Source organism: Roseicyclus sp. (assembly GCF_965662675.1).
Taxonomy (GTDB): Bacteria; Pseudomonadota; Alphaproteobacteria; order Rhodobacterales; family Rhodobacteraceae; genus Roseicyclus.
In genome coordinates this window covers 1-19688 of record NZ_CBFIIK010000010.1, presented here as the reverse complement: position 1 = coordinate 19688, position 19688 = coordinate 1, and the positions used below count along the sequence as shown (strand labels likewise).

Here is a 19688-nt window from a genome sequence, read left to right as displayed (position 1 = left end):
ACGACAGATGAGCCGTGATGCCCTGAATGAACTGGCCGCCCATATCGCGGAAAAGCAGCGCGATGCCGTGATCGCCACCACCGTGTCCGATCATGGCGAATTGACGGTCGACATCACCGCTGCCGCCGCCTTGGATTTCATCGAGTGGCTGAAAGCCGATCAAAGCTGCAAATTCTCGACGCTGATCGACATCACCGCCGTCGACTGGCCCACCCGCGAGCGCCGCTTCGAGGTGGTTTGGCATTTCCTGAGCATGTATCAAAACCATCGCATCCGCGTGAAATGCGCGCTGCGCGAGGATGAGATGCTGCCCTCGATCACCGGGGTGCATCCCGGCGCTGGCTGGTACGAGCGCGAAGTCTTCGACATGTTCGGCATCATGTTCACGGGCCATGCAGACCTGCGGCGTATCCTGACCGATTACGGGTTCCGCGGCCATCCCCTGCGCAAGGACTTTCCCACCTCGGGCTACACCGAAGTGCGCTATGACGAAGAGCGCAAGCGCGTGGTCTACGAGCCGGTCAAGCTGGTGCAGGAATATCGGCAGTTCGATTTCATGTCGCCATGGGAAGGGGCCGATTACATCTTGCCCGGCGATGAAAAGGCCAAGGAGGCGGCGAAATGATGGACGGCGCCAAGGGATTCCAAGACGCCCAGACGGGCGAGCAGAAAATCCGCAATTTCAACATCAATTTCGGCCCCCAGCATCCGGCTGCACATGGTGTGCTGCGCCTTGTGTTGGAACTTGACGGCGAGATCTGCGAACGCTGTGACCCGCATATCGGCCTGCTTCACCGCGGCACCGAAAAGCTGATGGAAAGCCGCACATATCTGCAGAACCTCCCCTATTTCGACCGGCTCGATTATGTCGGCACGATGAACCAGGAACATGCCTGGGTTCTGGCAATCGAAAAGCTGACGAACACGCCTGTGCCCCGCCGCGCGCAACTCATCCGGGTACTCTATTGCGAGATCGGGCGCATCCTCAACCACCTGCTGAACGTCACGACGCAGGCCCTCGATGTCGGCGCATTGACGCCGCCCTTGTGGGGCTTCGAAGAGCGTGAAAAGCTGATGATCTTCTATGAACGCGCCTGCGGGGCGCGCCTCCATGCCGCCTATTTCCGCCCCGGCGGCGTGCATCAGGATCTGCCGCCCGCGCTGATTGACGATATCGATGCTTGGGCCGATGAATTCCCCAAGGCGCTGGCCGATATCGACACGCTCCTGACCGAGAACCGCATTTTCAAACAGCGCAACGTCGATATCGGCGTGGTGACCGAAGACGACATTCTGGAGTGGGGTTTCTCGGGCGTGATGGTGCGCGGCTCGGGGTTTGCATGGGATCTGCGCCGCGCCCAGCCCTATGAATGCTACGATGAGTTCGAGTTCCAGATTCCCGTCGGCACCAATGGCGATTGCTACGATCGCTACTTGTGCCGCATGGCCGAAATGCGCGAGTCGACCTCCATCATCAAGCAAGCCTGTGCAAAGCTGCGCCTGCCCGAGAACCAAGGCCCGGTGATGACCCGCGGCAAGATCAGCCCGCCCAAGCGCGCCGAGATGAAGACCTCGATGGAGGCGCTCATCCACCACTTCAAACTCTACACCGAAGGCTTCCATGTGCCCGCGGGCGAAATCTACGCCGCGGTCGAGGCGCCCAAGGGTGAGTTCGGCGTCTATCTCGTGGCCGATGGCACAAACAAACCCTACCGCGCGAAGCTCCGCGCGCCGGGTTTCGCGCATCTGCAAGCGATGGATTACCTCTGCCGCGGCCACCAGCTGGCCGATGTCTCGGCGATCTTGGGTTCCCTCGACATCGTCTTCGGCGAGGTGGACCGCTAATCGCCGCCATCGCTTCTTCGTTTCATAAATATCCCCGCCGGAGGCCGCCGCCCTTTCCGACCCGCCACCGGACGATCAAGCCAGGATAGACGACCACATGCTCCGCCGCCTTCATCCCGACCAGCCTGCCAGCTTCGCCTTCACGCCCGAGAACCTTGCTTGGGCTCAGGCGCAGATCACCAAATACCCCGAGGGGCGGCAGGCCAGCGCGATCATCCCGCTTTTGTGGCGCGCGCAGGAGCAGGAGGGTTGGCTGACCCGTCCGGCAATCGAATGCGTGGCCGACATGCTGGGGCTTGCGCATATCCGCGCGCTCGAGGTCGCGACCTTCTACTTCATGTTCCAGCTTCAGCCCGTGGGCGCGGTCGCGCATATCCAGATCTGCGGCACGCTCTCGTGCATGATCTGCGGCGCCGAGGATCTGATCGCGGTCTGCCGCGAAAAGATCGCGCCGAAGGCTCATCAACTCTCGGCCGATGGCAAGTTCAGCTGGGAAGAGGTGGAATGCTTGGGCGCATGCGCCAACGCGCCGATGGCCCAGATCGGCAAGGATTACTATGAGGATCTGACGGCCGAGAAACTGGCCACGATCATCGACGAGATGGCAGCGGGCCGCGTGCCCACGCCCGGCCCCCAGAATGGCCGCTATGCCGCCGAGCCCTTGGGCGGACCCAGCACGCTGACCGATCATGTCGCGGGCCGCGATACGCTCAACGCATCGGCGCGTCTGGCTACCGATATCGGCGATACGATCAAGCGCATCGATGGGACCGAGGTGCCGCTTCTGGCGCCTTGGGGCCGCCAATCGGGGGGTGACACCGCACTCGCGCCGCCACGGCCTGCGGCCGAAAAGGCCCGCCCGACCCCGGCGCGTGCCCGCAAGGCCGCTCCTCCGGCCCCGGCCAAGCCCGCGACACCCGCCGCCGCGAAAAAGGCCGACAAGGGCGCGGCACCTGCCACGGTCGCGGAAGCGGCCCCCGCCCAGCTATCCGCCCCGCGCGGCGGCGCCGCCGATGATCTCAAGAAGATCTCGGGCGTCGGCCCCAAGCTCGCGGCGCTGCTCAACGAGATGGGTTTTTGGCATTTCGACCAGATCGCGGCTTGGACACCGGCCGAGGTCGCATGGGTCGATGCACGGCTGAAATTCAAGGGCCGCATCGAGCGTGACGACTGGATCACACAAGCCGCCACACTGGCTGCGGCACGGGGCTAGCCTTGGTGGCCAATATGTCGCGGTCATTGTGACTGGTCAGGGGGGCATGGCTGGCTAGCTTGCCGCTTTCACGAAGAAATGGAGCAGTCGTCATGTCGGAATTTACAAGCGGTAAGCGTATCGTCGCCATCATGGTCGTTTGGACCGTTGCTGCGATCCTCGGCCTGACGGTCGCACTTTTCGCAGTGGGCTTTTTGGGTCTTTGGGTCGCGGTTGGCGCCTTTGCCGGGCTTGGTACCGTGGCGGTTAGCGGATGGCTCGGCCAAATCGCCTTTGCCACTGATTTCGACGCGGTGATCGCGGCGCGTGCAGCCAAAGCACAGGGCCGCGACACTGTGTCCTGAAATACAAGACAAACCGATTTTCCCGCGTTAGAAATATGCAATCGCGTAAAAAACGAACGGGGGAATTGACATGAATTCGACATCTGGCGGATGGATCAATCTGCTGATCGTATGGGGGATCGCCTCGGCAATCGGGTTTGTCTCGATGGCCGTTTTGATGATGGTGGGCGATTGGAGCGTGATGCAGGCGCTTTTCGCTGCGGCGGTTATTTTCCTGGGCCTCGGCATCGTGCTGTCCGTCTTGTTCTTGAACCCTCTCCCCGGCCCACAGGTGCCGGGCAGCGCAGGCAAGAACCCGACGATGGGCGTCACCAAGCCCGGCTCTGCCGCACCCGCCCCCAAATCGGCGCCAGCATCAGCATCAGCACCAGTCGCTGCGCCCGTGGCTGCAGCCCCGTCAAAACCGGCGCCTCCCGCTGCAAAACCAAAGGTGGCCGCCGCGCCACCCGCGTCTGCGACAGCGCCGGCCCCTGCGGCCGCCGCAGGTCCGGGCAAGCGGCCCGCCGCCTTGTCGGCTGCGCGTGACAACCGCCCCGATGACCTGAAGCGCATCAAGGGGATTGGCCCCAAGCTTGAGAAGCTTTGCAATAGCTTGGGTTTTTTCCATTTCGACCAAATCGCCAAATGGACGGATGAGGAAATCGCATGGGTCGATCAAAACCTTGAAGGGTTCAAGGGCCGTGTCGTCCGCGATGACTGGGTCGCGCAAGCCCAAGCGCTTGCAAACGCAGGCTGAGACAGGCCAAGGCACGTACACCATCAAGGCCCCATCGCTGCGCGGCCGGCCCGCGCAGCGCGCTACCCTTGCAAGCTGCAAAGACACCGCACTCGCGCAAAGAACCGAGATACATGCCCAGATCACCAGAAGACACCGAGGCCGAGCGCCGCTACCGCGGCCAGATCCGCATCGCGGCGATCGTGATGGCGTTGACGATGATCCTTTGGATGGGAGCCAGTTTTCTGGGAGGTCAATTGGGCCTGCCTGTCCGCTTGGCCTTTCTGTTCGACCTTGCGGCGATTGCCGCACTGGTCTGGGCCTTGATTGTGACTTATTGGGTGTGGAAAGCGCGCCGCGCCGAGCGCATGAATCGCTGACACGAACAGACAGGCCCGTCAGATCCGGGCCGACAACGACGTGAGAGAGCCAAGATGCTGCAGGACAAGGACCGGATCTTTACCAATATCTACGGCATGCATGATCGCAGCCTGAAAGGCGCGATGGCGCGTGGGCATTGGGATGGGACCAAGGACATCATCGCCCTTGGTCGCGACAAGATCGTCGAGATCATGAAGGCCAGCGGTCTGCGCGGGCGCGGCGGGGCCGGGTTCCCGACGGGTCTGAAATGGTCCTTCATGCCAAAGGAATCGGATGGCCGGCCCAGCTATCTGGTGGTGAATGCCGACGAGTCCGAGCCCGGCACCTGCAAAGACCGCGAAATCATGCGCAACGATCCGCACACGCTGATCGAGGGGTGCCTGATCGCCAGCTTCGCGATGCAGGCGCACGCCTGCTACATCTATATCCGCGGCGAATACATCCGCGAGCGCGAGGCGCTACAGGCGGCCATCGACGAATGCTATGCGGCGGGGCTTTTGGGCAAGAACGCCGCCAAATCGGGCTGGGATTTCGATCTTTACCTGCATCACGGGGCAGGGGCCTATATCTGTGGCGAGGAAACTGCGCTGCTCGAATCCCTTGAGGGGCGCAAGGGCATGCCGCGGATGAAGCCGCCCTTTCCGGCGGGCGCGGGGCTTTATGGCTGCCCGACCACGGTCAACAATGTCGAATCGATTGCTGTCGCGCCCACCATTCTACGCCGTGGCGCGGAATGGTTCGCGGGCTTTGGGCGTCCGAACAATGCCGGCACCAAGCTTTTCGCCATCTCGGGCCATGTGAACAAACCCTGCGTCGTCGAAGAGGAGATGAGCATCCCCTTCGACGAGTTGATCGAGCGCCATTGCGGCGGGATTCGCGGTGGCTGGGATAATCTCAAGGCAGTGATCCCGGGCGGGTCATCCGTGCCGGTCCTGCCCGGTGAGGTGATGCGCGAAGGCGCGATCATGGATTTCGATTGGCTGCGCGAACAGCGCTCGGGCCTCGGGACGGCGGCGGTGATCGTGATGGATCAATCCACCGATATGGTCAAAGCGATCTGGCGGCTGTCCAAGTTCTACAAACATGAAAGCTGTGGCCAATGCACGCCTTGCCGCGAAGGCACGGGCTGGATGATGCGGGTGATGGAGCGCTTGGTGAAGGGTGAGGCAGATGTGGCCGAGATCGACATGCTGCTTGATGTCACCAAGCAGGTCGAAGGCCACACGATTTGTGCGCTGGGCGATGCGGCGGCATGGCCGATCCAAGGGCTGATCCGCCATTTCCGCCACGAGATCGAGGACCGCATCCGCGTCAAGCGCGGGGGTGTCGCGGGGATCGCGGCGGAATAACCGCATGGAAGGGCAAGGGCGCATGGTACGCATAATCGCCGGATCTGAGGGGCGCTTCGGTGCGCGCCGACTTGCTTGCTTGATCTCTGGCTTCGGGATTGTGGCGCTGCTGGCCGCTTGTGGTGGCGAGTTCGACCGCGGCCCGCGTGGCGCGGGTTTGCCTTATGATGCGCGGCTCAGCACCGGCGAGACGTGGCGGGATTTCACGATATTGGTGCGCGCGCCCGGTGTGTCGCTTGCCGATGCTCGCGAAAGTGCGCGCTTTGTCGCCACCCGCCATTGCATCGAACGCACCGGTGCATCCTCGGTCGATTGGGTCATTGATTCTGCCACCGGCGATTGGTTCGTGACACGCAATGACGCGGGTGAACCCATGATCGCTGGCCGTTGCAGCGCGCGTTGAACGCTGTCTCATCGCATGACTGCGCGGCAAAGCTGCCACAGGGCTGACGCGCCCCCGCAGCGATTGCATTGCGGCAATGGACGATCTTTCGTATCATTTGAATCAAAAGACCAAAGCCCCGGCAGAGCGGGCTGTGTTGAGGTAGCGTAAGGGCGGCATTTCATGGTGCGTTTGTTTTGGTATGGGCTGGCCTCCATTTATCTGACCTGCTGTGTTGCAGGCATGATCCTCGGCTATAATTGGGGCATTGGTGGCTCGATCTTGGGGATCGTGATCGGGGCCATGATGGCATCTGGTGTGGCCATCGCGCTGAACACACCCGAGCGGATGGAAGCGGCGGTATATGCGATCTTGTCCGTCGTGCTGATCGTCGGGCTGATTTGGCTGATCGTCGCCTTCTGGGGCGTCCGCATCTAGGCGCGCCATCGGCAGGGCCATGCCGATCAAGCGTGGCGTTTGCCCGCTGTTATTGCATAACCTTCTCGGAAATCCCCATTTGTGCGATGTTGGATGCGTGCAAAAAGGTGATCGGCCGATGGGCAGCTATGCAAAGATTCTGACGATGTCGCTGTTGATGGCGGCGACGGGGCTTTTGACGGTCGTGGGCAGTGCGCGCGCTGATCGCTTTGACGCGCTGCGCAATGACCCGCGTTTGCATCAAGGTCTTTTGGCGATCACCGTGGGCCGTCATATCGAACGGACCTGTCCCGATCTGGCGCGGCGCGATCTTGCGGCCAATGTTTTCCTGCTGGGATTGGCCACTCATGCCATGTCGCTCGGCTTCAGCCGGGCAGAGGTGACCGCCTATGTCGAAGATGATACCGAGCAAGATCGCTATATCGCGTTGGCGCGCGATTATTTCGCGGCCCGCGGTGTGATGCAGTCCGAAGATGTCGCCGGGGCCTGTCGCGTGGGGCGCGACGAAATCGCATCCGGATCGCCCATTGGCAGACTGCTTCGCGGGGGCTAAAAGGCTGCGAACCGCGACTGCGTCGGGTGGGGGTGCCGGACCGCTCCCCTTCATCGCCCGCGCCGAGGAAGGAACGCACCCCATGAGCGACCTGCGCACGATCATCATCGACGGCCAAGAGATTGCCGTCGATCCGGCCATGACCTTGATCCAAGCCTGCGAACAGGCCGGGATCGAAATACCGCGGTTTTGTTATCACGAACGGCTCTCGATCGCGGGCAACTGCCGGATGTGTCTGGTCGAGGTTGTGGGCGGCCCGCCCAAGCCCGCCGCCTCTTGCGCGATGCAGGTGCGCGATCTGCGCCCCGGCCCCGAGGGTCAGCCCCCGGTGATCAAGACCAACTCGCCCATGGTGAAAAAGGCCCGCGAGGGTGTGATGGAGTTCCTCCTGATCAACCATCCGCTGGATTGCCCGATCTGCGATCAGGGTGGCGAATGCGATCTGCAAGACCAAGCCATGGCTTACGGCGTCGATTTCTCGCGCTACCGCGAACCCAAGCGGGCGTCTGACAATCTCGACCTCGGCCCCTTGGTGAAGACCGAGATGACGCGCTGCATTTCCTGCACCCGCTGCGTGCGCTTCATCACCGAGGTGGGCGGGATGCCCGAGATGGGCCAGACGGGCCGTGGCGAAGATAGCGAGATCACCAGCTATCTGGGTGCCTCGCTGGTGTCTGAGTTGCAGGGCAATATCGTTGATCTCTGTCCCGTGGGCGCGCTGACCTCGAAACCCTATGCCTTTACCGCCCGCCCGTGGGAGCTGACCAAGACCGAATCCATCGATGTCATGGATGCGCTGGGCAGCAATATCCGCATCGACACCAAGGGGCGCGAAGTCATGCGCCTGTTGCCGCGCAACCATGATGGCGTGAATGAGGAATGGCTGTCGGACAAATCCCGCTATGTCTGGGACGGGCTGCGCCGTCAGCGCCTTGACCGCCCCTATATCCGCGAAAACGGCAAGCTGCGCGCGGCAAGCTGGCCCGAGGCGCTGGGCTTGGCCGCCGCCAAGATGAAGGGCGCCAAGAAGCTGGCCGGTTTGGTGGGCGATCTGGCCCCGGTCGAAGCCATCTTTGCGCTTAAACAACTGGTCGAGGGGCAGGGTGGTTCGATCGAATGCCGCGTGGATGGCGCAAAGCTGCCCGCCGGCAACCGCGCGGCCTATGTCGGTACCGCGACGATCGAGGATATCGACAGCGCAAAGGCGATCCTGTTGATCGGCACAAACCCTCGCGCCGAGGCCCCCGTGTTGAACGCGCGCATCCGCAAGGCATGGACGCGCGGCGCGCAGGTGTCGTTGATCGGCGAGGCGGTCGATCTGACCTATCCTGTCACGCATCTCGGCACCGACCGGGCGGCGCTTGCTGGCCAGATCGGCATCGCGCATACCACATCGGCTGATGTCGAAAGTATCGTCATCCTCGGCCAAGGCGCGCTGCGCGAGGCTGATGGCGAAGCGGTGTTGGCCCATGCGATGCAGATCGCATCCGAATCCGGCTCTGGTCTTTTGATCTTGCACACGGCCGCGGCACGCGTTGGCGCGATGGATGTGGGCGCGGTGAGCGAGGGCGGGCTTGCCGACACGGTCACGGGCGCGGATGTGATCTATAACCTCGGCGCCGACGAGGTCGATATCGATGCCGGGCCATTCGTCATCTACCAAGGCAGCCATGGTGACCGCGGTGCCCATCGTGCCGATCTGATCTTGCCTTCGGCCGCGTGGACCGAGGAACAGGGGCTTTTCGTCAATACCGAAGGTCGTCCGCAACTGGCGCTGCGCGCAGGCTTTCCGCCGGGCGAGGCAAAAGAGAACTGGGCGATCTTGCGCGCCCTATCGGGCGAGATCGGTGCTGTTCAGCCTTGGAACAGTTTGGCCGAACTGCGCCAAGCGCTGATCGCCGTGGTGCCGCATCTGGCGATGATCGACGAGGTGGCGACGAACAGCGGCGCGGCACTTCCTTTGGGCAAGCTTGGCGTGGCCAGCTTCGTGAACGCGGTGCGCGATCATTTCTTGACCAACCCTATCGCGCGCGCCTCGACGCTGATGGCGGAGTTGTCCGCCAATGCGAAAGCCCGCGAAAAGACAGCGATCGCAGCGGAGTGAGGGCCGTGCCGGTGGTGCATGGTGCGATCTTATCCTGTGTGGCGGTCATTTTCTTGGCCGCCTGCGCCGCGACGAACGAGGTGCCGACGCCGCGCGAAGCCCTGCGCTACGAAGGTGTGGAGACAAGATTGCTCGACGATGATTTGGTAAATTTCCAGGTTCAGCTGCGCGGCGCGGCGACCCGCGACGAAGTGGACGCTTACGCTCGCTGCGCTGCTGCGCAATACGCCCTTATCCGTGGTTTCGGTTTTGCGCGACATGTCCGCACAAATGTGCGCGAACAGGGTGGTGTTTGGATCGGAGATGCGGTTTACACCATCTCGCCGGCGCTCCCGCGGGGGTTGCAGACACTCGACGCCGAAGTTGTGGCGGCCGCGTGCGCCGAACAGGGGATACCGACGGTTTAGGAACGACCCATGGACGGCTTTTTTTCGACCACTTTGGGCCTGATGGCGATCATGGCGGCGCAGAGCTTGCTTGTGATCGGTTTCGTCATGGTGAGCCTTTTGTTCCTCGTCTATGGCGACCGCAAGATCTGGGCCGCCGTGATGATGCGGCGCGGTCCCAATGTCGTGGGCGTTTTCGGCCTGCTTCAGACGGTAGCGGACGCGCTCAAATATGTGGTCAAGGAGGTGGTGATCCCCGCTGGTGCGGATCGCCCCGTGTTCTTGCTGGCACCGATGACAAGCTTTGTGTTGGCGATCCTTGCATGGGCCGTGATCCCCTTCAACGAGACTTGGGTGCTGGCCGATATCAACGTGGCCATCCTTTATGTCTTCGCCATGTCCTCGCTCGAGGTTTACGGCGTGATCATGGGCGGCTGGGCGTCGAATTCGAAATACCCCTTCCTCGGATCGCTGCGCTCGGCCGCGCAGATGATTTCCTATGAGGTCTCGATCGGTCTGATCATCATCGGGGTGATCATCTCGACCGGATCGCTGAATTTTGGCGCGATCGTGGCCGCGCAGGATACCGATTACGGGCTTTTCGGCTGGTATTGGCTCCCGCATCTGCCGATGGTGTTCTTGTTCTTCATCAGCGCGCTGGCCGAAACCAACCGCCCGCCCTTTGACCTACCGGAAGCGGAATCGGAATTGGTGGCGGGCTATCAGGTCGAATATTCCTCGACGCCGTTCTTGTTGTTCATGGCGGGCGAATACATCGCCATCTTCCTGATGTGCGCGCTGATGACGCTGCTGTTTTTCGGCGGCTGGCTCAGCCCCATCCCCTTCATCCCCGACAGCCCGTTGTGGATGGTGGCCAAGATGGCGTTCTTCTTCTTCCTCTTCGCCATGGTGAAGGCCATCGTGCCGCGCTACCGCTATGATCAGCTGATGCGGCTTGGCTGGAAGGTCTTCTTGCCCTTCAGCTTGGGCTGGGTCGTCTTCGTGGCCTTCATGGCGAAATTCGAAGTTTTCGGCGGGGCCTATGCCCGCTGGGCAGTGGGGGGCTGAGATGACGCAGATCGATTGGAACCGCGCGACCAAGTATTTCTTGCTCGGGGACATTTGGGCCGGCATGCGGTTGGGGCTGAAATATTTCTTCGCGCCAAAGGTGACGGTCAATTACCCCCATGAGAAAGGGCCGCTTTCGCCCCGCTTCCGTGGCGAACATGCGCTGCGCCGCTATCCCAATGGCGAAGAACGCTGCATCGCTTGCAAGCTTTGCGAGGCGATTTGCCCCGCGCAGGCGATCACCATAGATGCCGAACCGCGCGAGGACGGCTCGCGCCGCACCACGCGTTACGACATCGACATGACCAAGTGTATCTATTGCGGCTTTTGCCAAGAGGCCTGCCCGGTCGATGCCATCGTCGAGGGGCCGAATTTCGAATTCGCCACCGAAACGCGCGAAGAGCTTTACTACGACAAGGAAAAGCTTCTGGACAATGGCGCGCGCTGGGAAGCGGCGATTGCACGCAATCTCGAACTGGATGCACCCTACAGATGAGCGATACCCCCCAAAACCCCTTCGAGGCGATGATGCGCCAAGCACAGGAGATGACCGATGCGTGGACCAAGACACTTGGGTCCGGCATGGGCGGCTTCAACCCGGCGCAGATGGATAAGCTGTGGCCGACCGTGCCCGCCGAGATGCTCGAGGCGTTTTTCGGCAAGCAATTCAATCCGACGGGGCTTGATGCCAAGACCCGGCTCTTGCTCACCCTTTTGGGGCTGACAATCCAAGGCGCGCTGGCTGAAGGGCAGATCCGGTTGACCGTGCGCCACGCCATCGAAGCGGGGGCCACCAAGCAGGAGGTCGCCGAAACCATCGGGATCGGCGCACTTTTCGGCGGCGTGCCGGCGATGAACAAGGCCATGGAATTGGCGGCAGAGGTGCTGGACGCCAAGGAGTCGGGTTGACATGAGTATGGGCGATTTCACCTTTTACCTTTTTGCGATTTCGCTGCTGACCGGCGGCTTGCTGACCGTGATGGCACGCAACCCGGTGCATTCGGTGCTGTGGTTGATCTTGGCTTTCTTGTCGGCGGCAGGGCTTTTCGTGCTGATCGGGGCGGAATTCGTCGCGATGCTCCTGATCATCGTTTATGTCGGCGCGGTTGCGGTGTTGTTCTTGTTCGTGGTGATGATGCTCGACATCGATTTTGCCGCTCTCAAGGCAGAGATGGCGCGCTACCTGCCCTTGGGGGCCTTGATCGGGGTCGTGTTGCTGATGCAGCTGGGGCTGGCCTTTGGCGTTTGGGAGTTCTCGGACGGCGTCGATACCCGCCTTGGCAATCCGATCCCGCCATTGGAGCAAGCACATAACACCCAAGCCTTGGGGCTGATCCTTTATGACCGCTATATTTTGCTGTTCCAACTTTCGGGGCTGATCTTGTTGGTCGCGATGGTGGGGGCGATCGTGCTGACCTTGCGCCACCGGACGGATGTAAAGCGCCAGAACGTGGTCGCCCAAATGATGCGCGATCCGGCCAAGGCTTTGGAATTGAAAGATGTGAAACCGGGGCAGGGACTATAAGCCGCGCGCCCGGTTATTCGAAAGAATGATCGAATAAACCCGCGTTCCAACGCGGCGACGGATGAAAGACGAAGCGGGGCCCATGTGCCTTGCGGAGGGGCAAGATGACGATCGGACTTGAACATTACCTGACGGTTGCCGCCGCGTTGTTCGTGATCGGCATCTTCGGCATTTTCCTCAACCGCAAGAATGTGATCGTCATCTTGATGTCGATCGAATTGGTTCTGCTTTCGGTCAACATCAACCTTGTCGCCTTTTCGGCATTCCTGGGCGATCTGACGGGGCAGGTCTTTACGCTCTTCGTGCTGACCGTCGCGGCCGCAGAGGCCGCGATCGGGCTGGCGATCTTAGTGTGCTTCTTCCGTAACCGCGGCACCATCGCGGTCGAAGACGTCTCGAATATGAAGGGCTGAGGCATATGGAAACGATCCTCCTTTTCGCCCCGCTTCTTGGTGCGCTCATCGCAGGCTTCGGCTGGCGTTTCATCGGCGAGACCGGCGCACAGATCGCTGCGACCGGGATGCTGTTTCTCTCATGTCTTTTGTCGTGGGTGATCTTCCTGAGCTTCGACGGGACGACTTATACCCACAGCCTGTTCACATGGATCGAGTCGGGCACGCTGTTTACCGATTGGGCGATCCGCATCGACCGGCTGACCGCTATCATGCTGATCGTGATCACCTCGGTCTCGGCGCTCGTGCATCTGTATTCCTTCGGCTACATGGCCCATGACGAGAACTTCAAAGAGGGCGAAAGCTATCGGCCGCGGTTCTTCGCCTACCTGTCGTTCTTCACCTTTGCCATGCTGATGCTGGTGACCGCCGACAACCTGTTGCAGCTGTTCTTCGGCTGGGAAGGGGTGGGTGTCGCCTCGTATCTTCTGATCGGCTTCTATTACCGCAAGCCATCGGCGGGGGCCGCCGCGATGAAGGCCTTCATCGTCAATCGGGTCGGCGATTTCGGCTTTCTTTTGGGCATCTTCGCGCTGTTCTGGCTGACGGATTCGATCCAGTTCGACGTGATCTTGCCGATGGGGGCGGAACTTGGCCAAATGACGATCAGCTTCCTCGGGATGGAGTTGAACGCGGCCAATACCATCGCGATGCTGCTGTTCATCGGCGCGATGGGCAAATCCGCCCAATTGATCCTGCACACATGGTTGCCCGACGCGATGGAGGGGCCGACGCCGGTGTCGGCGCTGATCCACGCCGCGACTATGGTGACCGCGGGCGTCTTTCTTGTCTGCCGCATGTCGCCCTTGATGGAATACGCCCCTTTTGCCACGAACTTCATCATCGTGCTGGGGGCGGCGACCGCGTTTTTCGCCGCGACCGTCGGTTTGGTGCAAAACGACATCAAGCGCGTGATCGCCTATTCGACCTGTTCGCAGCTGGGCTACATGTTCGTGGCTGCGGGCGTCGGCGTCTATTCGGTGGCGATGTTCCACCTGTTCACCCACGCGTTTTTCAAGGCGATGCTGTTTCTGGGCGCGGGCTCGGTCATCCATGCGATGCATCACGAGCAGGACATGCGCAATTACGGCGGTTTGCGGAAGAAGATCCCCTATACCTTCGCCGCGATGATGATCGGCACGCTTGCCATCACGGGCGTGGGCATTCCCACCACCTATTTCGGGTTCGCGGGCTTCTTCTCCAAGGATGCGGTGGTTGAAAGCGCCTATGCCTTCGGCGGGCAGCTTGGCCAATATGCCTTTTGGGCGCTGATCGTGGCGGCTGTGTTCACCAGCTTTTATAGCTGGCGGCTGATGTTCCTCACCTTCTTCGGCGAGGCGCGCGGCAACAAGCACACCCATGATCATGCCCATGAAAGCCCTTGGACCATGCTGGTGCCCTTGGGTGTTCTGGCGGTGGGTGCCGTATTCTCGGGCGTGGTCTGGTACAATTCCTTCTTCGGCAAGACCGATGAGGTCGGCCGCTTCTTCGGCGTGCCCTACGCGGTCGAGGAACATGCCGATGACGCCGCGCATGGCGCAAGTGACGCGGCGCATGGCGAGGCCAAGCCCGAAGGCAAAGCGGCCTATGCCCATTATAACCTGATCGGCGCACCGGGCGAGGGGGCGATCCACGCCGCACCCGACAACAACATCCTGAACGAAGCCCATGAAGTGCCCAAATGGGTCAAGTGGAGCCCGTTCTTCGCAATGATCCTTGGCTTTGTGACCGCCTATTGGTTCTACATCGTCAACCCGTCGTTGCCGCGCCGCTTGGCCGAGAACCAGCGCTATCTCTACCTGTTCCTTTTGAACAAATGGTATTTCGACGAGATCTACGACTTCCTGTTCATGCGTCCTGCCCAATGGCTTGGCCGCTTTTTGTGGAAGCGTGGTGACGGCGCTGTCATCGACGGCGGGATCAATGGGCTGGCCATGGGGGTCATTCCCTTCATCACCCGCCTCGCGGGCCGGGCGCAATCCGGCTATATCTTTACCTATGCCTTCGCCATGGTGTTGGGGATCGTCCTCCTCATCACTTGGGTGAGCCTGCGCGCCGGAGGCTGAGAGACGATTCATGGACAATCTGCTTTCCATCGTCACCTTCTTGCCGCTGATCGCGGCGATCATCTTGGCCGTCTTTTTGCGCGGCGATGATGCGGCGGCACAGCTCAATGCCAAGCGTCTGGCCTTGGCCGCGACCGGCGCGACCTTCCTCATCTCGCTTGCGCTGTTGGTGGAGTTCGACCCCAATGACACGGGCTTTCAGTTGGTCGAGGAAACGACATGGCTGTTTGGGCTGACCTATAAGCTGGGCGTCGACGGGATCAGCGTGCTTTTCGTGCTGCTGACCACCTTCCTGATGCCGATCACCATCGCGTCGTGCTGGGGTGTCAGCACCCGCGTCAAGGAATACATGATTGCGCTTTTGGTGCTGGAAACGCTGATGATCGGCGTGTTCGTGGCGCTGGATCTCGTGCTGTTCTACCTGTTCTTCGAGGCGGGCCTGATCCCGATGTTCCTGATCATCGGCATCTGGGGCGGCAAGGATCGCATCTATGCCGCCTTCAAGTTCTTCCTCTACACCTTCCTCGGCTCGGTCCTGATGCTGGTCGCGATGATCGCGATGTATGTCGATGCAGGCACGACCGATATCGTGGCGCTTTTGGCGCATGATTTCGATGCAGGCCCGATCAGCCTGATGGGGTGGCAGATCGCGGGCGGCATGCAGATGCTCTTGTGGCTCGCCTTCTTCGCCAGCTTCGCGGTCAAGATGCCGATGTGGCCGGTGCACACATGGTTGCCCGACGCCCACGTTCAGGCGCCGACCGCGGGCTCGGTCGTACTGGCCGCGATCCTCTTGAAGATGGGCGGCTACGGCTTCTTGCGCTTCTCGTTGCCGATGTTCCCGGTCGCCTCCGACATCATGGCGCCGCTGGTGCTATGGCTCTCGGTCATCGCGATCATCTACACCTCGCTCGTGGCGATGGTGCAGGAGGACATGAAAAAGCTGATCGCCTATTCATCCGTCGCGCATATGGGCTTTGTCACCATGGGTATTTTCGCGGCCAACCAGCAGGGCGTGGATGGCGCGATTTTCCAGATGATCAGCCACGGCTTCATCTCGGGCGCGCTGTTTCTCTGCGTTGGCGTGATCTACGACCGGATGCATACCCGCGATATCGACGCCTATGGCGGGCTTGTGGTGCGGATGCCGGCCTATGCGGCGATCTTCATGCTGTTCACCATGGCCAATGTGGGCCTGCCGGGCACCAGTGGCTTTGTGGGTGAATTCCTGACGCTGATCGGTGTGTTCCAAGTCAACACATGGGTCGGCCTGCTGGCGGCGACGGGCGTGATCTTGTCGGCGGGCTATGCACTGTGGCTTTACCGCCGGGTCGTGTTTGGCGATCTGATCAAGGAAAGCCTGAAATCCATCACCGACATGGATCGGCGCGAGCGGGCGATCTTTGCGCCGCTTGTCGTCATGACACTGCTTCTGGGCGTCTATCCCAGCCTTGTGACCGATATGATCGGCCCCTCGGTCGAGGCGCTTGTTTCCACCTACGACATCGCGCTTACGGCCCATGCTGCCGACGCGATGGTCGCGGCCAATAACTGAGGTGACCCGATGATCGGCGCAGATCTCATCCTTCTGATCCCCGAGATCATCTTGTCGCTTTTCGCGATGATCGCGCTGATGGCGGCGGTCTATACCTCGAAGGATGGCATGGCCGCATCGCTGACCACCGGCACGGCGTTGGTCTTTGTCGTGATGGCTCTTTACATCGGCATCACGGCGGATGGTACGCGTGTGGCCTTTGGTGGCATGTTCGTCGATGACGCATTCGCGCGTTTCGCCAAGATCACCATTTTGCTCTCGGCCGCGGCCGTCCTGCTGATCGGGCGCGATTACATGCAAAAGGCCGATATCTTGCGCTTCGAATACCCGGTGCTGGTTACGCTGTCGGTCGTGGGCATGATGATGATGGTCTCGGCCGGTGACCTGATCGCGCTCTACATGGGGCTCGAGCTTCAGTCGCTGGCGCTTTACGTCATTGCATCCTTGCGCCGTGACAGCGTGCGATCGACGGAAGCGGGGCTGAAATATTTCATCCTCGGCGCGCTCTCTTCGGGGCTTTTGCTTTATGGCGCGTCGCTGACCTATGGCTATGCAGGCACCACGCTGTTCTCGGGCATCATCGAGACCGCCACGGCGGGCGAGATGCCCTTGGGCCTGCTCTTCGGTCTGGTTTTCGTGATGGCGGGTCTGGCCTTCAAGGTGTCGGCCGCGCCCTTCCACATGTGGACACCCGATGTCTATGAAGGCGCACCCACGCCGATCACCGCACTTTTCGCCACCGCGCCCAAGGTTGCGGCGATGGCGCTGTTTGCGCGCGTGGTCTACGACGCCTTCGGCGGGGCGGTGGGCGATTGGCAGCAGATCGTAGCCTTTCTTGCCGTCTTCTCCATGTTCCTGGGTGCGATCGCCGCGATCGGGCAGACCGACATCAAGCGCCTCATGGCCTATTCCTCGATCAGTCATATGGGCTTTGCGCTGATGGGCTTGGCATCGGGCACCGAGCAAGGTGTGACCGCCATGCTGATCTACATGGCGATCTATGTGACGATGAATATCGGCACCTTTGCCTTTATATTGAGCATGGAAAAAGATGGCCGCCCCGTGACCGAGATCAGCGCGCTGTCGAGTTTCGCCACGCGCGACGGCACCAAGGCGCTGGCGCTGTTGATCTTGATGTTCAGCCTTGCGGGCGTGCCGCCGATGGTCGGTTTCTTCGGCAAATATGCGGTGCTTTTAGCGGCGGTCGATGCGGGCATGGCCTGGCTCGCCATTGCGGGTGTGATCGCCTCGGTCATCGGGGCCTATTACTACCTGCGCATCGTCTATCTGATCTATTTCGGCGAGAACCGCGAAGGTCTCGATGGGCGGATGGGCCCTGTCCAATATGTCGGTCTGATGGCGATGGCCGCGCTGATCGCGCTGGCATGGCTGCCCGGTGTCAATCTGCTCGGGCTTGAAGGCATGGCAGCACAGGCGGCCCAAACGCTTGTCCGCTGAATTGGCAGATTGGCCCGTGGGGCTGGATCGGCTGATCCTGCCCACGACCGACAGCACCATGCTTGAGGCCGCACGGCAGGCCCCGTCCTTGCGCGCGCCCACATGGATCTTGGCCCATGAACAGACCGCCGGGCGCGGGCGGCGCGGCCGGGCTTGGGCCATGCCGAAGGGCAATTTCGCGGCCTCCCTTGTCATGCGCCCCGATGGGACCCCTGCACAGGCGGCACTTCGGTCTTTCGTCGCTGCATTGGCGCTGCGCGATGCGCTGATCGCGGTGACCGGACGGCCCGAGGGGTTGGCGCTCAAATGGCCCAATGATGTGCTTTTGAACGGCGGCAAGATCGCAGGCATCTTGTTGGAAAGCACCGGGAAGGGCGGTCGTGTCGATAGCCTGATCATCGGGATCGGCGTCAATCTGGCTGCCACCCCCGATCCCGCAACGCTGGAGCAGGGCGCAGTTGCCCCGGTCAGCCTGACAGGGGAAGGCGGGGTCTTGGTAACGCCCGAGGATTTCCTGACCCATCTCGCGCAAAGCTTTGCCCACTGGGAGGGCCAGTTCGCAACCTATGGCTTTGGCCCGATCCGCACCGCATGGCTGCAAAATGCCGCGCGCATCGGTCAGGCCATCACCGCGCGCACGATGCGCGAGCAGGTCACCGGCACCTTCGTGGACATGGACATGGAGGGGCAACTCGTGTTGGAAACAGCCAAAGGGCGTCAGCATATCGCGGCGGCCGATATTTTCTTCTGATGGGGGGCGGCATGCTTCTCTGCATCGATTGCGGCAATACGAATACGGTCTTTAGCGTTTGGGACGGCGCGCGGTTCTTGTGCACGCTACGCACCGCGACCGATCACCAGCGCACCGCAGATCAATACTACGTCTGGTTCTCGACCCTGATGGGGCATCACAAGATCGAGATTGCGATCACCGAGGTGATCCTTTCCTCGACCGTGCCGCGGGTTGTCTTTAACCTGCGGGTGCTCTGCGACCGCTATTTCGATTGCCGCCCGCTGGTGGTGGGCAAGCCTGAATGCCTGTTGCCGCACCCGCCGCGCGTAGATGCGGGCGCGCAGGTTGGGCCTGATCGTCTGGTCAATACCGCCGGCGCCTTTCAACGCCATGGCGGCGATCTGATCGTGGTCGATTTCGGCACCGCGACCACATTCGACGTTGTGGCCCATGACGGGGCCTATATCGGCGGCGTCATTGCGCCGGGTGTGAACCTGAGCCTCGAGGCGCTGCATCGCGCTGCCGCCGCCCTTCCGCACGTCGATGTCACCAAGCCGCAGCGCGTGATCGGCACGAATACGGTTGCCTGCATGCAGTCGGGTGTGTTTTGGGGGTATGTGGGCCTTGTACGCGGCATCTGCGATCGTATCCGCGGCGAACTCGATCGGCCCATGCGCATCATAGGAACGGGCGGTCTTGCCTCGTTGTTCTCACAAGGTGATGTGCTATTTGACCAGATCGAAGATGATTTGACCATGCATGGCCTGACGGTCATCCACCAGTATAATAAGGACCAAGGCAGCATATGACAGACCGGAACCGGCTGATCTACCTCCCCCTCGGCGGCGCGGGGGAGATCGGCGTGAATTGCTACGTCTATGGCTACGGGCCCGTCGACAAGGAACGGCTGATCGTGGTCGATCTGGGCGTGGGCTTTCCCGATATGGACGGCCAGCCCGGTGTCGATCTGATCTTGCCCGATATCGGCTGGCTCGAGGCACGGCGCGACCGCATCGATGCGATCTTCATCACCCATGCCCATGAGGATCATGTGGGTGCCGTAGGCCACCTGTGGTCGCGGCTGCGCGCACCGATCCATTGCCGCGCCTTCACGGCCATCC

At 61.4% G+C, this 19688-nt stretch carries 23 protein-coding genes; all 23 read left to right on the top strand.

Translation table 11 applies throughout. The annotated features are described in order from the left end of the window. The first annotated feature begins 7 nt into the window (after nt 1–7). Nucleotides 8–625, top strand: coding sequence for an NADH-quinone oxidoreductase subunit C (locus tag ACTG4J_RS03615; RefSeq protein ID WP_439137184.1), 618 nt, complete (start codon nt 8–10; stop codon nt 623–625). Next, nucleotides 622–1845 (top strand): NADH-quinone oxidoreductase subunit D, encoded by a 1224-nt coding sequence (locus ACTG4J_RS03610; RefSeq protein WP_439137182.1) that lies wholly within the window; start codon nt 622–624, stop codon nt 1843–1845. Before ACTG4J_RS03615 ends, ACTG4J_RS03610 begins: the two co-directional genes overlap by 4 nt. Before the next feature lie 97 nt (nt 1846–1942). Continuing rightward, on the top strand, nt 1943–3058 hold the full coding sequence (locus ACTG4J_RS03605; protein ID WP_439137180.1) for an NADH-quinone oxidoreductase subunit E: 1116 nt from the start codon (nt 1943–1945) through the stop codon (nt 3056–3058). A gap of 92 nt (nt 3059–3150) precedes the next feature. Beyond that, a complete protein-coding gene (locus tag ACTG4J_RS03600) occupies nt 3151–3402 on the top strand; it encodes a hypothetical protein (protein ID WP_439137179.1) in 252 nt (83 codons plus the stop codon). A gap of 70 nt (nt 3403–3472) precedes the next feature. Next, entirely contained in the window at nt 3473–4138 is a 666-nt protein-coding gene (locus ACTG4J_RS03595; protein WP_439137177.1) for an NADH:ubiquinone oxidoreductase, read from the top strand. Nucleotides 4139–4251: 113 nt separating this feature from the next. Next, entirely contained in the window at nt 4252–4497 is a 246-nt protein-coding gene (locus tag ACTG4J_RS03590) for a DUF5337 domain-containing protein (protein ID WP_439137176.1), read from the top strand. A gap of 54 nt (nt 4498–4551) precedes the next feature. Next, nucleotides 4552–5847, top strand: coding sequence for an NADH-quinone oxidoreductase subunit NuoF (gene nuoF, locus ACTG4J_RS03585; protein ID WP_439137174.1), 1296 nt, complete (start codon nt 4552–4554; stop codon nt 5845–5847). A gap of 22 nt (nt 5848–5869) precedes the next feature. After that, nucleotides 5870–6250, top strand: a complete 381-nt coding sequence (locus ACTG4J_RS03580; RefSeq protein WP_439137172.1) for a hypothetical protein — start codon at nt 5870–5872, stop codon at nt 6248–6250. Nucleotides 6251–6412: 162 nt separating this feature from the next. Next, entirely contained in the window at nt 6413–6667 is a 255-nt protein-coding gene (locus ACTG4J_RS03575) for a hypothetical protein (RefSeq protein WP_439137171.1), read from the top strand. Between the two features lie 118 nt (nt 6668–6785). Further along, nucleotides 6786–7220 (top strand): DUF5333 domain-containing protein, encoded by a 435-nt coding sequence (locus tag ACTG4J_RS03570; RefSeq protein ID WP_439137170.1) that lies wholly within the window; start codon nt 6786–6788, stop codon nt 7218–7220. 82 nt (nt 7221–7302) lie between these two features. Next, nucleotides 7303–9324: an NADH-quinone oxidoreductase subunit NuoG gene (gene nuoG / locus ACTG4J_RS03565; RefSeq protein ID WP_439137168.1), complete on the top strand. Its 2022-nt coding sequence runs from the start codon at nt 7303–7305 to the stop codon at nt 9322–9324. 47 nt (nt 9325–9371) lie between these two features. Next, nucleotides 9372–9731, top strand: a complete 360-nt coding sequence (locus ACTG4J_RS03560; protein WP_439137229.1) for a hypothetical protein — start codon at nt 9372–9374, stop codon at nt 9729–9731. A gap of 9 nt (nt 9732–9740) precedes the next feature. Then, nucleotides 9741–10778, top strand: a complete 1038-nt coding sequence (nuoH, locus tag ACTG4J_RS03555) for an NADH-quinone oxidoreductase subunit NuoH (RefSeq protein ID WP_439137167.1) — start codon at nt 9741–9743, stop codon at nt 10776–10778. A 1-nt stretch (nt 10779) separates the two neighbouring features. Then, on the top strand, nt 10780–11274 hold the full coding sequence (nuoI, locus tag ACTG4J_RS03550; protein ID WP_213684492.1) for an NADH-quinone oxidoreductase subunit NuoI: 495 nt from the start codon (nt 10780–10782) through the stop codon (nt 11272–11274). Continuing rightward, a complete protein-coding gene (locus ACTG4J_RS03545) occupies nt 11271–11687 on the top strand; it encodes a carboxymuconolactone decarboxylase family protein (protein WP_439137166.1) in 417 nt (138 codons plus the stop codon). The genes nuoI and ACTG4J_RS03545 overlap by 4 nt, the downstream gene beginning before the upstream one ends. Nucleotides 11688–11694: 7 nt before the next feature. Then, on the top strand, nt 11695–12303 hold the full coding sequence (locus ACTG4J_RS03540; protein ID WP_439137228.1) for an NADH-quinone oxidoreductase subunit J: 609 nt from the start codon (nt 11695–11697) through the stop codon (nt 12301–12303). 104 nt (nt 12304–12407) lie between these two features. Next, nucleotides 12408–12716, top strand: a complete 309-nt coding sequence (gene nuoK, locus ACTG4J_RS03535) for an NADH-quinone oxidoreductase subunit NuoK (protein ID WP_213684490.1) — start codon at nt 12408–12410, stop codon at nt 12714–12716. Between the two features lie 5 nt (nt 12717–12721). Continuing rightward, nucleotides 12722–14821: an NADH-quinone oxidoreductase subunit L gene (gene nuoL, locus ACTG4J_RS03530; protein WP_439137163.1), complete on the top strand. Its 2100-nt coding sequence runs from the start codon at nt 12722–12724 to the stop codon at nt 14819–14821. 10 nt (nt 14822–14831) lie between these two features. Next, a complete protein-coding gene (locus ACTG4J_RS03525; protein WP_439137161.1) occupies nt 14832–16376 on the top strand; it encodes an NADH-quinone oxidoreductase subunit M in 1545 nt (514 codons plus the stop codon). A 9-nt stretch (nt 16377–16385) separates the two neighbouring features. Next, nucleotides 16386–17834, top strand: coding sequence for an NADH-quinone oxidoreductase subunit NuoN (nuoN, locus tag ACTG4J_RS03520; RefSeq protein ID WP_439137159.1), 1449 nt, complete (start codon nt 16386–16388; stop codon nt 17832–17834). A 1-nt stretch (nt 17835) separates the two neighbouring features. Continuing rightward, on the top strand, nt 17836–18585 hold the full coding sequence (locus ACTG4J_RS03515) for a biotin--[acetyl-CoA-carboxylase] ligase (RefSeq protein WP_439137227.1): 750 nt from the start codon (nt 17836–17838) through the stop codon (nt 18583–18585). 11 nt (nt 18586–18596) lie between these two features. Then, entirely contained in the window at nt 18597–19376 is a 780-nt protein-coding gene (locus ACTG4J_RS03510) for a type III pantothenate kinase (RefSeq protein WP_439137157.1), read from the top strand. Next, a partial coding sequence (locus ACTG4J_RS03505) for an MBL fold metallo-hydrolase (protein ID WP_439137155.1) occupies nt 19373–19688 on the top strand: 316 nt, incomplete at its 3' end. The genes ACTG4J_RS03510 and ACTG4J_RS03505, both read left to right, overlap by 4 nt.

What these genes read in the sequence shown, in the direction of transcription:
- nuoF (WP_439137174.1), top strand. Translation starts at nt 4,552, where the DNA reads ATGCTGCAGGACAAGGACCGGATCTTTACCAATATCTACGGCATGCAT.
- ACTG4J_RS03615 (WP_439137184.1), top strand. Translation starts at nt 8, where the DNA reads ATGAGCCGTGATGCCCTGAATGAACTGGCCGCCCATATCGCGGAAAAG.
- nuoK (WP_213684490.1), top strand. Translation starts at nt 12,408, where the DNA reads ATGACGATCGGACTTGAACATTACCTGACGGTTGCCGCCGCGTTGTTC.
- ACTG4J_RS03525 (WP_439137161.1), top strand. Translation starts at nt 14,832, where the DNA reads ATGGACAATCTGCTTTCCATCGTCACCTTCTTGCCGCTGATCGCGGCG.
- ACTG4J_RS03610 (WP_439137182.1), top strand. Translation starts at nt 622, where the DNA reads ATGATGGACGGCGCCAAGGGATTCCAAGACGCCCAGACGGGCGAGCAG.
- ACTG4J_RS03590 (WP_439137176.1), top strand. Translation starts at nt 4,252, where the DNA reads ATGCCCAGATCACCAGAAGACACCGAGGCCGAGCGCCGCTACCGCGGC.
- nuoI (WP_213684492.1), top strand. Translation starts at nt 10,780, where the DNA reads ATGACGCAGATCGATTGGAACCGCGCGACCAAGTATTTCTTGCTCGGG.
- ACTG4J_RS03580 (WP_439137172.1), top strand. Translation starts at nt 5,870, where the DNA reads ATGGTACGCATAATCGCCGGATCTGAGGGGCGCTTCGGTGCGCGCCGA.
- nuoH (WP_439137167.1), top strand. Translation starts at nt 9,741, where the DNA reads ATGGACGGCTTTTTTTCGACCACTTTGGGCCTGATGGCGATCATGGCG.
- ACTG4J_RS03510 (WP_439137157.1), top strand. Translation starts at nt 18,597, where the DNA reads ATGCTTCTCTGCATCGATTGCGGCAATACGAATACGGTCTTTAGCGTT.
- nuoN (WP_439137159.1), top strand. Translation starts at nt 16,386, where the DNA reads ATGATCGGCGCAGATCTCATCCTTCTGATCCCCGAGATCATCTTGTCG.
- ACTG4J_RS03570 (WP_439137170.1), top strand. Translation starts at nt 6,786, where the DNA reads ATGGGCAGCTATGCAAAGATTCTGACGATGTCGCTGTTGATGGCGGCG.
- ACTG4J_RS03575 (WP_439137171.1), top strand. Translation starts at nt 6,413, where the DNA reads ATGGTGCGTTTGTTTTGGTATGGGCTGGCCTCCATTTATCTGACCTGC.
- ACTG4J_RS03595 (WP_439137177.1), top strand. Translation starts at nt 3,473, where the DNA reads ATGAATTCGACATCTGGCGGATGGATCAATCTGCTGATCGTATGGGGG.
- ACTG4J_RS03545 (WP_439137166.1), top strand. Translation starts at nt 11,271, where the DNA reads ATGAGCGATACCCCCCAAAACCCCTTCGAGGCGATGATGCGCCAAGCA.
- ACTG4J_RS03600 (WP_439137179.1), top strand. Translation starts at nt 3,151, where the DNA reads ATGTCGGAATTTACAAGCGGTAAGCGTATCGTCGCCATCATGGTCGTT.
- nuoG (WP_439137168.1), top strand. Translation starts at nt 7,303, where the DNA reads ATGAGCGACCTGCGCACGATCATCATCGACGGCCAAGAGATTGCCGTC.
- ACTG4J_RS03605 (WP_439137180.1), top strand. Translation starts at nt 1,943, where the DNA reads ATGCTCCGCCGCCTTCATCCCGACCAGCCTGCCAGCTTCGCCTTCACG.
- ACTG4J_RS03540 (WP_439137228.1), top strand. Translation starts at nt 11,695, where the DNA reads ATGGGCGATTTCACCTTTTACCTTTTTGCGATTTCGCTGCTGACCGGC.
- nuoL (WP_439137163.1), top strand. Translation starts at nt 12,722, where the DNA reads ATGGAAACGATCCTCCTTTTCGCCCCGCTTCTTGGTGCGCTCATCGCA.